The organism is Paenibacillus sp. FSL P2-0089 (assembly GCF_038595095.1).
Lineage (GTDB): Bacteria > Bacillota > Bacilli > Paenibacillales > Paenibacillaceae > Paenibacillus_AQ > Paenibacillus_AQ silagei.
In genome coordinates, this window is record NZ_CP152006.1 from 2730897 (window position 1) to 2743442 (window position 12546).

Genomic DNA, 12546 nt, shown 5'->3' on the forward strand with positions numbered 1-12546 from the left:
GTATAGCATCATAAGGGAAGTAGGGGGTTGGCTGCGCTGTATGGGCCTAATTTATTGTTGTAAATTCTTTCGACCAGGAAACTATTAGCTAAAAACACCCTTACCAACATTAGGGGACAGTCCCTGGTCAGAGAGGGTGTTTTATGATTTTAATAATTGCATAAATTATGAATATCAGGAGTTATTGTACAGTTACTTTAAATATCAATCTGTCACCTTGTGGAGTGATCTCAGCAGCTACAACCGAATATCCTGGAGAAAGACCGATGAATCTTCCATCTTCTGTTACTAGCAAACTGCCATCCCACCGAAGGAAATGCCATAGATAAGGGTAAAATTCAACAGTTTCACCTACAGCAATTGTTAAATCGCGAACATAATCATTAGGCGCGGATTGAGCAACATTAGTTGGAAGGAATGCGTTGGGAGCCAGAGTAGTTTCAACGCTAGAAGCAAAGGATGTTGATCCTAAAGAAAAACAGGCAGATACAGTCAATAACCCGGCGAGAAATTTCTTATTCATAAATTCTCACTCCATTTCAAATATTAGGATATTATTAAATATTACAGAAGAAATATCCATATGTAAAGGATTATACATAAAAATATGAATTAATTTATTAATAAAGGGAATTAGGATGAGATATTATTCCACTTCACTCTGTCAAAACATGAATATTGACAACACAATACAGTTACACTAAACTGTAACGTATACAGTGTAGTGTAACTTTTTTTGTTTGGATAAGAAAGGGGAGTACGATGCATACGTACACTGCTAAGCAGTTGGCTGAGGTGTTACAGAATGAAGATCCGCAGATGAATCTGCGGACAGTCAGGTACTATACGCAGATCGGGATGCTGCCGCCGCTGGAACTGGTGGGCAATAAGAGGGCGTATACAGATAGTCATTTGCATTATTTACGGGCGATCCTTGTATTAACCAGGAGCGGCGAGACGTTGGCCTCGGCCCAAGAGAAGTTAGCCGGACTGACGATGGACGAAATCATGAAGCTGGGCGATAACCTGCGGCTCTACCAATCGGATCAGATGCTCCAGAGTGAGCTGCATGTTGTTAGTGAGGATGTCATTCTCTCCGTTAGTCCGCGCATCTCAACGGCGCTGAAGGAGAAGATGCTTGAGACGATTACTAGACTACTTCAAGAGGAGGGGCAGGTATGATCCATATCCGCTTTGCAAAATCTGCTATAGAGCAGGAAGAAGGAATGAATCATCTCTGGCTTCACATCGCGCTGCCCGGCGGGGTGCAGAATGCCCGCTTACAATTAATCCTTCCGGCAGGGCTTCACCGGTCCCCTAATCTGAATGGTGCTGTTGAAGACAGCAGTGGGAGAATATGGATTGACGATACGCAGTCAGTAACGGACCTGTACGTTGAAATCTTCACCAGGGAGCCAGTCCCTTGCGGGCAGTATAGTCTGGCGGTTGAATTGTCTTACAAGGATAGGGATGGAACGGGTACCAGTGTTAAGCAGGTGATTCCGCTGAAGGTCGTGTCTGAGGAGGAGTCGGTGGAGATTCATACCGATGAGGAAGTGGTGCGCAGAATTAAAGAACTGCGACTTCCACAAGACAAAAGTGAGCTGAATGAGTATAACGAATACACCCCGGCCAAGCTAATCAGGCTTGATTCCAACGCTATGTCGGAATGGGAGAAGAAATACCGCGTGGAAGGAGCTAAGATCGAGAGCATATGAGAACCCAATTACCATTATTCATTATCACCGGAGCCAGCGGAGTAGGTAAAACCACGGTCATGCATGAGTTGAGGGAGCAGATGCCGGAATTTGTTCTATTCAGTACGGATGACGATAATTTCGGGACGACGGGGAAGAAGCTGGAGTACCAGGACCGGTATAATGTGCTGTTTCATTGTGCGCATGCCGTTGCGTTGTCGGGAAGAGGAACGATTATTTGCGGGACGATGATGCCCTGGGACGCCAAGAAATGCGATGTTTATGATGCTTTCAGTGAAGTGCACTTTATTAACCTGCATTGTGACGATGCCACCCGAAATGCCCGCCTGCGGGGCCGGGAGGATGCAGCGACCTGGACAGAGGATATGCTCAGGCAGCACGAGGAATTCGCGCAGTGGCTGCTGGACCATGCAGATACGGAGTATGATCCGCCGATGCCTACTTTTGACACCACTTCTACACCTACGGCCGCGCTGGCGGAACAGATCAAGGAGTATATTAAGGAAAAATGGAAGGGTAGCACGGGAATTGTCTCTTAGGTGAATAAATCTGCGGTGTATAGGATGGTTTACTTTCTATTCGTGTGTAAAAGCTTAAGGCCATCCCGGCAGGGATGGCCTTTGAACTATTTTAGGTTATCCCACAGCGCCTGGAAAGCACCGGGCTCAACCTCGAAGAATACTGGCGCATTGCCGTAGCGCACAAGTCCCTTGCCGAACAAGGTTAGCTCAACCCGGGCTTTGTCAGCAAGTTCGAGGTAAACCAGCTTGCGGTCCTCATTGTCATAGATGCCTTGCGCCATGAGCGAGTCTGCGGACAGCGGCTTGGCGGCATTAAGCGCGCTCAGGAAGCCGTTAAGCGCTGCGTCTTCCGGCAGCGGAAGGTATTGCTGCTTGCCGTTGTTCCAGCTATCGAAGCTCTCCCACTGGGCAGAGGCGATGCGCCCGTCCAGGTTCAGCTTGCCGATCAGATCGGCTCCGCTGTTCACGGTAATTCCGTTCGTATGCTCGTACAGCTCCGCGAACACCTGACCGTCTGCCTCTGTATAAGACATGACCAGGAAGCCGGAATCATATCCTTTGACAGCATAGATATCCGTCTCCCCGATGTTCGAGGCCAGCTCCGTATACGCATCCTTGCCGCTCCATTCATCAATCCCGCTGGTGGTGCGGCCCAGCTTCTCCCCGCGCAGTGCAGCCGCATCGGCTGCTTCAATGCGGATCGCCGCCTGGGTATAGATATTGCCCTGGTAGACGACCAGGCCGATCATATCGGCTTGGGCACCGGAGCTTTTATCCGACAGCTCGATCTTGGGAATGACGACTCCGGCAGAATTCCCTGCCGAAGGCGTGCCCGGATCTACCTGGGCTACTTGATTAGGGGAAGCTGTACCATTTAGCTGCTTCATTACGCTGGGTCCGGCCAGGCCGATTCCGGCGGCGACCAACACGCTTGCTGCGATATAGACCATCTTACGCGGACGGCGCTTTTGTTCCATTTTACCTTCTAAACCTTGCTTCATTTCTCTGCTTGAACTCATAGTATCCACCGCTTTCTTATATTGGGTTCGAAACTGATCTTCCTTCATTCCGCTTTTGCTCCTTCCAGCTCCAGTCTTAACAGCTGCCGCCCGCGCTGAAGTCTCATCTTCACGGCAGACTCGCTGATCTGCAGAATTCTGCTGATCTCCTGGACAGGGTAATCCTCATAATAGTATAGATGAATGACAGTCTTATACTTCACCGGCAGTGCCAGCACGAGCTGCAAGACCGCCAGCTCCTCGGGGTTATCGGCCGTAACCGGCTCCACCCCTTCGAGCTTGACCTCGCGCTTGCGCCAGCCTCTGCCCAGCAGATTCTTGCAATGATTGGTGATGACCCGGATCAGCCAGGCCTTCTGGTGTTCGTCATCTTTGAATACGGGAGCCTTCTCCATCAGCTTGATGAAGGTGTCCTGCGTAGCCTCTTCGGCATCCTGGCGGCTGCCCAGATGAACCAGGGCAATCCGGTACAGCATATCTGCATATTGTTCGTAGCTCTTCATCACAGGATGGCCCGGCCGGGTCATGGGTTGCTGCATGAGGTTATGCCCTCCTTTATCTATAACACCCTTTAGGACGGCATCCGGTCACATTTTGTTTCCGGGAATTTATTCTGCTTGCCTTAAGCTTACCCTGATACAGCAAAAAACAGGGGATGAAGAAGTCCAAGACTTCCTCATCCCCTGCGATAGAGGCCGTATGAAGCAGCCGGCTCATCCGGCCGATTGTCTGTTTGAAGCAATCCCGCGGTTACTCCGGCGTTCCTTGGGTTACCCCGTGTATATAAGTCTTCCAGGGGGTGTCCAGCGCCCCTTGGCCCGGATTGTAAGTGAAGAAATACTCTACGGAATCGCCTTGCTGCACGTTATTGACCGCGTAGGTGTAATTGCCGTTGCCTGCGGAGGTCATGGCTACGTTCTGCTGGCCGCCGCCGTTGATCTTGTAATGCAGATCGGCAAAGGTGGCGCCGTTGACATAAAAGAGCAGGTTATTGCCTGTTTTCTTCAAACCGCGCACCTGATCGCCGATCACAATGGTTGCTGGCGGCGGGGAGACTACAGTGATTGTGCTGCTGGAGGTTTTGTTACCATCCACGGTTGTTGCAGTAACGGTAGTGGTTCCCGTTGCAATTCCGGTAACAAGACCACTCTGGCTCACTGATGCAATGTTGCTGTTCGCTACGCTCCAGTTCGCCTGTTTGTTGGACGCACCAGAAGGTGCTACGTTAGCTGTTAACTGGACATTCTGCCCAATCTCCACCTGGGAGGTGGACGGGGTTACGGTAACGCCGCTAACCGGAACGGTACCCGGATTGCCCGGGTTCCCGGGATTTCCGCCGCCGCTGCCTTCCTTATACACCCGTACATAATCGACCTGCATCGTTGCCGGGATATCGGACGGAGCCGGAGTCAGTCCGCCGTCGAAATGTCCGCCCACTGCCAGATTCATAATCAGATAGAAGGGCTTGTCGAAGGGAGCATTAGGGTTGTTCGGTGCCGCTACAGAATACCACTGCTCTCTATTGACCTTGAAGAAGAATTTGCCGTCCACATACCATTTCACGTTGTCTTCTTCCCAGACCATGGAATATACGTGATAGTCGTTCGCAAAAGTCTGACCTTGCGGGAAGTGATACTCCCCGGCGATGTACTTGTTCACCGGCCATTGTCCGCCGAAGTGAACCGCGCCGCTGGTTGTGCCGGGCAGCCGTCCCTTGGCTTCCATGATGTCAATCTCGCCGGATGCCGCCCAGGCACCGTAAGCCGCATCCTGTGGCAGCATCCACAGGGCGGGCCAGATCCCGTTCCCTGTCGGCAGCTTGGCACGGATGTCCACCCGGCCGTACTGGAAGGATAGATGGTCTTTGGTGTTGATTTTGCCGGAGGAATATTGTGCATAACGGTTCGGGTCCTGCGGGAAGGACTTCGGATCGTTCTTGGCCCGGATATTCAGTTGTCCGTTCTGGACAAATACATTCTCGGTACTATTCGTATAATGCTGCAGCTCGTTATTCCCCCAGCCCCAGCTGTTAGGGTCATTGGTGATATAGTAACCCTGCTCATAGTTCCACTTGCTGGTATCCAGTACGGTTCCGCTGAACTCATCCTGCCAGAGCAGGTTCATGCCTGCTACGGCAGGATCTGATGGAGTACCCAACGTAATATCTTCCTGATCGCTTTCATCTGGACGCGGGGCATTCGGATTGCCGGTGAAGGTATAATACACATAATTGCTGCCGATATTGCCGCCCTGCTGGCCGTTTAACGGATAGCCGATGCGGATCTCCATATTCTCCTGGATCGGCTGGAACCACAATCCATACACATAATCTGCCCAATAGCCCCACTGGTTGGCCGCGGACATATTGTTGTAGCCGTTGCCTGCATAGACGAAGCCGCTCTGGGCGGAATTGCTCAGATCGACCCACTGGCCGCCGATTTTGATCTGATACACATATTTGTTCAGCTCGCTGCCAATCGGTGCGCCGCCGTCAATTTTCGGCAAAGGGAAACCAATTGATCCGTTGTTATCTGCAGTGAAAGCTGTGCCTTCATAGGCGGTGAGTACATAGGAATTTCTGACCGGCTGGTTGAAGGTAAGGGTGTAGATCAGATTGGCTGATGAGGTCTTAGATTGCAGCTTCACATTGATCGATTCGGTGACGGTGAACCAGTATCCGCCGCCGCCTTCGGTGAACTGGCCGAAGTTGCTGTCGTAGATCCAGCCGCTGGCTGCATTGTTATCAATGTCAATCCAGGTGCTGCTGTTCACCGGCTTCACATATACCTTCAGATCATCGGCCACAGCTTCATAGGTGAGCGCCGGATCATTATTGAAGGTAGGGTAGGTGAAGCCTGCGCCGCCCGTGAAGCCTGCTGTAATCTGCGGGCCCTGGGTCGGTGCCATTGCGGTGATGGTGGTCTTGTTCAGGTTCTGAAAAGCCAGTGTATAATTCAGCGTAACCCCGCTATTCGCCTTGGAGTAGAGCTGGATCTCGGTTGTAGCCGAGAGGGTAAACCAGTAGCCGTTCTGGCCTCCGTCGCTCCAGTGTCCCCAGTTCTGGTTGTAGACAAAGCTGCCAACGCTGTCGATGTCTACCCAATTGCCATTTACTTTCACTTTGACGCCTACATCATCCGAAACATCGCTCCAGGACGCAGCCCCGCCGTTGAATACCGGCATCACGAACCCGTAGCTCGCCTGCCCGACGCCTGATTTGGAGATGACCGGACCGTCTGCCGCTGAGAAATAAGCCATTGAGCTAACTGTAGTTCCTGCGGCCTCTGCGCGCTGAATGCCTGAAGCAGGGAGCTGGCCGATGCCGGACAGCAGCAGCAGGACCAGGAACAGACTAAGCACCTTCTGCTTGAAACCGGGTTGCGTAACATAAAGTCGCTTCATACTTGCCCTCCTTTAATAAAATGGTAGTGAAGGTAACCGCTTACATGTGAGAGAACATCTTTATTCTATCGAAACTTGTCAGCTGCTAAAAGGGACAATCCTTTTTGTTTTGACCCAATTTTTTGGGTCGCTTAGCTGCTGCGGCGAAAATATTGGCAAGTGTGTGTCCAGAAACATCATGAAGCGGTGGGATGGAGTGTGGGCAGGGGGGCGCGTGGGCCAGATGTATGCGGAAAACAGCATACAAAGGGCTCGCTGAAGGCGCGTGGGCCAAATGTATGCGAAAAACAGCATACAATGGGCTCGCTGAAGGCGCGTGGGCCAAATGTATGCGAAAAACAGCATACAATGGGCTCGCTGAAGGCGCGTGGGCGAAATGTATGCGGAAAACAGCATACAATGGGCTCGCTGAAGGCGCGTGGGCCAGATGTATGCGAAAAACAGCATACAAAGGGCTCGCTGAAGGCGCGTGAGCCAGATGTATGCGAAAAACAGCATACAATGGGCTCGCTGAAGGCGCGTGGGCGAAATGTATGCGGAAAACAGCATACAATGGGCTCGCTGAAGGCGAGTGGGCGAAATGTATGCGGAAAACAGCATACATTTGGCTCGCGCTACCCGCGCGGGCCCACTGGGGTTCAGCTTTTTTCACAGCACCGTGTCCCGGTAATCCTCTTCAATGGCAGGCTTCCGGCGGATCAGCAGACGGTATTCGGTCGGCTGCATGTCCATGGCTTCGCGGAAGGCGCGGGTGAAGCTTTTGTAGCTCTCGTAGCCGACCATGGCGGCAATCTGAATGATCTTGTGATCGGTCTCGGCCAGCAGACGCCGCGCTTTGCCCAGACGCACATCACGCAGGTATTCGGCGAAGCCCTTGCCGATATTCTTCTTGAACTGGTTGGAGAAGTAGGCGTAATTCAGCGAGACATGATTGGACACCATCGCGAGATCCAGCGGCTTGTGGTAATTCTCGTGGATGAAGCGGATGGCCTCATTCAGATCCTGCGAGCTGCGGTAGCTGCACTTGTATTCATAGTAGAACTGGTCCAGGCGCAGGAGCTGCTGCTGCAAGGCTTGGATATATTCGCGGATGCCGGGATAGTCGAACAGATTGCGCAGACACTCCAGATCCAGCGCTTCTTCACCCAGATAAGGACGGATGACACGCTCATAATCCTCCATCATCCGGACAACAGCGCGGCATAGCTGCTGGGTGTAACGGATGTGATAGCGCTGAAGCACCTCCTTGTGGAAGAGGCTGGAGATCCCTTGGGTGATTCTGCCGCTGTTACTTGTGCCGGTTAACTGGAAGAGGGCGTACAGCTCCTCATAGGGAAGCTCCCAGTGCTGCTCCAGCCGCGCGATGTGCTGAGGCAGCAGGCAGCGCGTATCCGGGAAAAGAAAGCTGTGGCGGTACAGATCAAGCACCTGTGTATAACTGCCCGGCAGAGTGCTTAATCCTTGGTGCGGATCAGTCATGGCCGTGACGGCCCCGATCTGCTCTTCGCTGAGCGCAGCAGGCAAGGCTCCCGGATCTATGGCTGCATCCACGGCCAGGACCAGGTGGGGGCGGTGCTGGAGACAGATGCAGCTCTGTCTGCCGTACACACGGTAGGCCACGGCTTCGATGCTGTGACTGCTGATGGCCCCCGGCTGGTTAATCCAGCGTTCCTCGCGCAGATGGCACAGGCGGTAGCTGCGCCACAGCGCCGGGTTCTGCTGCTCAGTTGCAGCAATCCACGCTTCATCGCCCGCCGCACCTTGCATATACATCCGCAGCTCCTTGCGGTCCGTCTCCCGGGCGCGCTGCGAGAGCCGCTCGATATTGCTGGTGAGCAATCTGCGCGTCTCGATCTCCTGCCAGATATGCTCCACCGAGACCTGCAGGTCTTCACGCTTCACAGGCTTGAGCAGGTACCCTTTGGCCCCGAGCTCAATGGCCTTCTGGGCATAGGCGAAATCGCTGTATCCGCTAATGATCAGATAATCCGCCTTCAGGCCTTCCTGCCGGCTTTGCGCCATAAGCGCAAGGCCGTCCATATCCGGCATGCGGATATCGGTAATGACGAGCTGGATGCTGTGCGCCCGGAGAAGCTCCAGGGCTTCAAGCCCGTTAGCGGCGCTGTACATATGCCCCGGCTGTTGCGGGAACTGGCAGAGCATCGCCTGCAGCCCGTCGCGGATATGCTTTTGATCGTCCACCACCAGAATATTGATCATGCCTACCAACCTCCAAGATTCTCATTTTCCCAGGGCAGCCTCAGGGTTACACAGGTATGTTCCCCTTGAACGCTGCTGATCCACAGGCCGCAATCCGTGCCGTAATGGAGCTGCAGGCGCTTATGTACATTGTCCAGCCCCAGCCCGCTACTGCTGCTGCTGATAATCGGAGTGTCAGAATCGCCCCGCAGCACAGACTGCAGGCTGTCCAGCATCCGGGGAGCTACCCCGGCGCCGTCATCGCGGATCTCGATCAGCAGCAGGCTGTCATTCTCTACCCGTACCGAAATGGTGATCTGAATACTGCCGCCGGAAGGGGCCGCATGGTGTACGGCGTTCTCGACAATGGGCTGCATGCACATCTTGGGGATGCGGTAGCGCTGCACCTCCGGCGGAAGATCTGCCGCGAGCTCAATACTCCCGCCTTCCATGAAGTTGATGAACCGGATATAGCTGCGGATGTTGGCCAGCTCCTCGCTCAGCGAGACCGTATCGCTGCGCCACTGCATACTGTACCGCAGCAGGGAGCCCAGCGAGACCAGTGCGCCTGCAATGGCAGGCTGCCGTTCCACCTCTGCGCGCATTCTGATAGATTCCAGCGCATTGTACAGAAAGTGGGAGTTGATCTGCGAATGGAGAGAGTGGAGCTGCGCGTTCTTGGCAATAAGCTGCTTATCTACTACCTGTGTCATCAGCTGCTGGATTTCGTCCAGCATACTATTGTAGCTGACGGCGACATAGTCAATTTCGTCACCGGTTTCGTTCGCGCCAAGGCCGGTATCAATCTTGGCATCCAACTGGCCCCTGCGCACCTTGCGCATCGACCCCAGCACCTTCTCCAGCCGGCGGAAGATGCGCCGGGTCATCCTCGATACCAGCAGCAGCATCAGCAGCAGGACGGAGGAGGTGATCGCGATGACCAGCAGGTATCCGTCGCGCGGACCTTTTGTCAGCTCATGGCGGGAAGCGATGTCTACCACATAGGCGTTGAGGGGAGCGATGTAACGGTACAGCGCATAGTAGGACTGATCCCCGGACTGGACGGTAACGGGACTCTTCTGCTCCAGTACGTCCATTTGTGCATGAACCCGGCTAAGGATATCGTCCAGCTTCGCTCCGGCTTTCTGCGGCAGCTCATGCCCCGAAAGATACACATTGCGGGAAGCATCCGCGCCGTCCATGATTACCGTGAAGAAGTCGCGCCCGCTGTCCTCCAGCAGGTCATTGAACAGCACGTTGTGCTTCGCACGGACCTCCATAATGGTGGGCAGCTTCTGATGCTTGCCCTGAAGCCGCACCAGCCTGTAATAAGACAGCGTATCCGCGCCATCCTTGAAGGCAGACAGCCGGAACGCCGCGCCGCCCTCATCCCGCAGCGTCATCCAGTAGTCCTGCGGCCAGAACTTGGAGTAATGATAGATTTCCGGCCAGATCTCATAGACCTCAGGGTTATCCACATAGAAGCTCAGACTGCTGATCATCTCATGACTCTGAATGATGTTATGCATCTGTTCGTACTGGTTCTGCTTGAACTTCACAAGCCTCAGACCGTCTGCACGCATATTGGAGTGGATGAAATCCACGAATCCTTTCTGGGTCAGGGCGGTCGCGGAAGCGTTCTCAAGAAGTTCAAGCCGGCTGCGCAGCCGTTCGTTCAGCCGGGCCACATGATTGCTGCCTTCGGCCATGGCCTGCTTGAACAGCTGGCTCTCCTGGTTGCGGATGAACAGGAAGGAAACCACAACAGCGGGAACGGCAATCATCAGGCTGAAGGCCAGGAACAGCTTCTGCGAGATCGGGGCATTGCGGTATAGTCTTCGCATCGTTGTCAGCAGCTTCTTCACCGGTAACACCTCCCGTTCTGTAATCTAGCATATCGCAGAAATCTGCTCCTTCCAAGCAGGAATACCGGCCGCCTCATGGGCAGCCGGTACTGAATAAGCGGGCGGAACTATTCGGCCGCCATCTTAGCCTTGCGCGCATCCAGCTCGGTCTGGCGGTATTCCATCACCTGCGCGAACCCGTAGCCGTCGCGGCGGGAGCGGAAGCTCTCGAACACCTTGTCAAAAGCCGCCTCATCCTTGGCCGTAATCAGCTCCGGCAGCACCTCTTCCCAGTTCTGGGAGATCCGCGACCAGGCGACCGCCACATCAGAATCGCCGAGCGGGTCCAGGCCTTTGTAGATCCCGCTGTCAATATCGGCCTGCGCATTCGCGAAGTCCTCCATCTGCTTGATGACCGGGGCTTTCTCCGGTCTCCACTGGTTGACGATGACCGGGTTACGCATCATCCAGTAAGTGTCCAGAATGCCGTATTCCTTCTCCAGCTTCTCGATATTACTGCCCAGCATATCGGCGAACTCGGCCTTCAGCTGCGGCTTGCCGTCCACGGAATCCCAGGTTTCGCCTTCCTTGCCGAGGAACAGGTCGCGCTGGCCCTCCTCGCTGGCGAGGTAGGTCAGGAAGCGGATCGCCCGCTCCGGATTCTCCGTGGATTTGCTGATCATGGTCACCATCCAGCCGTCCATGTTGCCGGGGAACAGCTTGGCGCTCTCGCCCTTGTTATTCTGCGGCCCGTCAACCGCGATGTAGTAGGAGTCCGGGTTGGCCCCCGCCGCCAGCATCGGATTGACCGCTGACATGCCGGTCCATTCGCGGATCATCATGAAGTAACGGGCGTTATTCGTTTTCTCTTCCACCTGGGTATCTGAATCCACCAGGAAATCGACGTTAATCAGTCCGCGCTCGTACGCTGTGCGGAAGGTTTTGAGCCAGGTGATGTAATCAGGATCGGTAATACGGTCATACACTTTGCCATCCTTCTCATGCGGAACCGCCAGCAGATTCTGGAGATATTCCGTCATCCCGTAAGGCACATTGCCCTGGGCGAAAAAGGGGCTGATCGGCTGGCCCTTATACTCGGGGTACTTATCCTTCAGCAGCTGCAGCGCACCCAGGAAGCCTTCCGGGGTACTGAGGTCCGGCTTGCCCATCTCCTCGTACAGATCATTGCGGACCAGGAAGGTCTGGTTGGCCGCCGTCATGCCGGTCTCGTGCATCAGGTTAGGGCTGTAGGAATCATTGGGCACTCCGTAGGTGTTGCCGTTCTCCTGCCGGTACCACTTCAGCGTGCCGTCACCGGCGACCTTGAAGAAGTAGGGATCATACTTGTCGGCCAGTTCATTGAGCGCATAGACATGATCACCTTCCCACAGCTTTTTGACAGCGGTCTCCCAGGAGCCCATGCTGATCAGGTCCGGCAGCTTGCCAGAGGTCATCATCAGCGTAACCTGCTCGTTCGCTTCTCCGGAGGGAACCTCCAGCTTGACGTTCACGCCCGTCTTCTCGGTGACATACTTGGAGGCTAGGCTCTCACCCCAGGTGTGGGCATACCAGTTCGCGCCGACGAACCAGGTGAGATCCACCGGACTGGTATCGAGCTTCCAGGCGGGCTCCTCCGCATTCAGCTTGGTTTCGGTCTGCGGTTCCGGTGACGCTTCGGCCTGAGGCGCAGCCGTCGGCATATTCTCCTTAGTGGCGGAATTGCTGCTGCAGGCGGCTATGCTTAAGGCCAAGGTTACGGTCATCATTGCGGCCAGGATGGGGCGTACAGGTTTGCTTTTCACAGCATAATCATCCTTTCGGGTTAGGTGTGGTTAGACTTCCT

At 54.2% G+C, this 12546-nt stretch carries 10 protein-coding genes; 3 read left to right on the top strand and 7 right to left on the bottom strand.

Annotated elements, in window-relative coordinates:
* Positions 1–181: 181 nt before the first annotated feature.
* Positions 182–523, bottom strand: a complete 342-nt coding sequence (locus tag NST69_RS10950; protein WP_342549272.1) for a hypothetical protein — start codon at positions 521–523, stop codon at positions 182–184.
* Positions 524–762: 239 nt separating this feature from the next.
* Between NST69_RS10950 and NST69_RS10955 the strand changes: the two genes are divergently transcribed.
* Genes NST69_RS10955 through NST69_RS10965 form a run of 3 tightly spaced genes read left to right on the top strand, consistent with a single transcriptional unit; the run spans position 763 to position 2257 of the window.
* Entirely contained in the window at positions 763–1182 is a 420-nt protein-coding gene (locus NST69_RS10955) for a MerR family transcriptional regulator (protein WP_341168971.1), read from the top strand.
* Positions 1179–1718, top strand: a complete 540-nt coding sequence (locus NST69_RS10960; protein ID WP_342549274.1) for a hypothetical protein — start codon at positions 1179–1181, stop codon at positions 1716–1718. Before NST69_RS10955 ends, NST69_RS10960 begins: the two co-directional genes overlap by 4 nt.
* Positions 1715–2257, top strand: coding sequence for an AAA family ATPase (locus NST69_RS10965; protein ID WP_076073916.1), 543 nt, complete (start codon positions 1715–1717; stop codon positions 2255–2257). Before NST69_RS10960 ends, NST69_RS10965 begins: the two co-directional genes overlap by 4 nt.
* An 86-nt stretch (positions 2258–2343) precedes the next feature.
* On the opposite strand, the gene NST69_RS10970 is transcribed toward NST69_RS10965, so the two are convergent.
* From NST69_RS10970 to NST69_RS10995, 6 genes are all read right to left on the bottom strand, one after another.
* Positions 2344–3306 (bottom strand): hypothetical protein, encoded by a 963-nt coding sequence (locus NST69_RS10970; protein WP_342549275.1) that lies wholly within the window; start codon positions 3304–3306, stop codon positions 2344–2346.
* On the bottom strand, positions 3303–3797 hold the full coding sequence (locus tag NST69_RS10975; protein ID WP_342549276.1) for an RNA polymerase sigma factor: 495 nt from the start codon (positions 3795–3797) through the stop codon (positions 3303–3305). Before NST69_RS10975 ends, NST69_RS10970 begins: the two co-directional genes overlap by 4 nt.
* A gap of 211 nt (positions 3798–4008) precedes the next feature.
* Positions 4009–6660, bottom strand: a complete 2652-nt coding sequence (locus tag NST69_RS10980) for a family 16 glycosylhydrolase (protein ID WP_342549277.1) — start codon at positions 6658–6660, stop codon at positions 4009–4011.
* A gap of 648 nt (positions 6661–7308) precedes the next feature.
* Positions 7309–8880, bottom strand: a complete 1572-nt coding sequence (locus NST69_RS10985) for a response regulator (protein WP_342549278.1) — start codon at positions 8878–8880, stop codon at positions 7309–7311.
* Between the two features lie 2 nt (positions 8881–8882).
* Positions 8883–10724, bottom strand: coding sequence for a histidine kinase (locus NST69_RS10990; RefSeq protein ID WP_342549280.1), 1842 nt, complete (start codon positions 10722–10724; stop codon positions 8883–8885).
* 107 nt (positions 10725–10831) lie between these two features.
* Entirely contained in the window at positions 10832–12505 is a 1674-nt protein-coding gene (locus NST69_RS10995) for an extracellular solute-binding protein (RefSeq protein ID WP_342549281.1), read from the bottom strand.
* Positions 12506–12546: the final 41 nt, after the last annotated feature.

What these genes read in the sequence shown, in the direction of transcription:
- NST69_RS10955 (WP_341168971.1), top strand. Translation starts at nt 763, where the DNA reads ATGCATACGTACACTGCTAAGCAGTTGGCTGAGGTGTTACAGAATGAA.
- NST69_RS10950 (WP_342549272.1), bottom strand. Translation starts at nt 523, where the DNA reads ATGAATAAGAAATTTCTCGCCGGGTTATTGACTGTATCTGCCTGTTTT.
- NST69_RS10970 (WP_342549275.1), bottom strand. Translation starts at nt 3,306, where the DNA reads ATGAAGGAAGATCAGTTTCGAACCCAATATAAGAAAGCGGTGGATACT.
- NST69_RS10980 (WP_342549277.1), bottom strand. Translation starts at nt 6,660, where the DNA reads ATGAAGCGACTTTATGTTACGCAACCCGGTTTCAAGCAGAAGGTGCTT.
- NST69_RS10985 (WP_342549278.1), bottom strand. Translation starts at nt 8,880, where the DNA reads ATGATCAATATTCTGGTGGTGGACGATCAAAAGCATATCCGCGACGGG.
- NST69_RS10975 (WP_342549276.1), bottom strand. Translation starts at nt 3,797, where the DNA reads ATGCAGCAACCCATGACCCGGCCGGGCCATCCTGTGATGAAGAGCTAC.
- NST69_RS10960 (WP_342549274.1), top strand. Translation starts at nt 1,179, where the DNA reads ATGATCCATATCCGCTTTGCAAAATCTGCTATAGAGCAGGAAGAAGGA.
- NST69_RS10965 (WP_076073916.1), top strand. Translation starts at nt 1,715, where the DNA reads ATGAGAACCCAATTACCATTATTCATTATCACCGGAGCCAGCGGAGTA.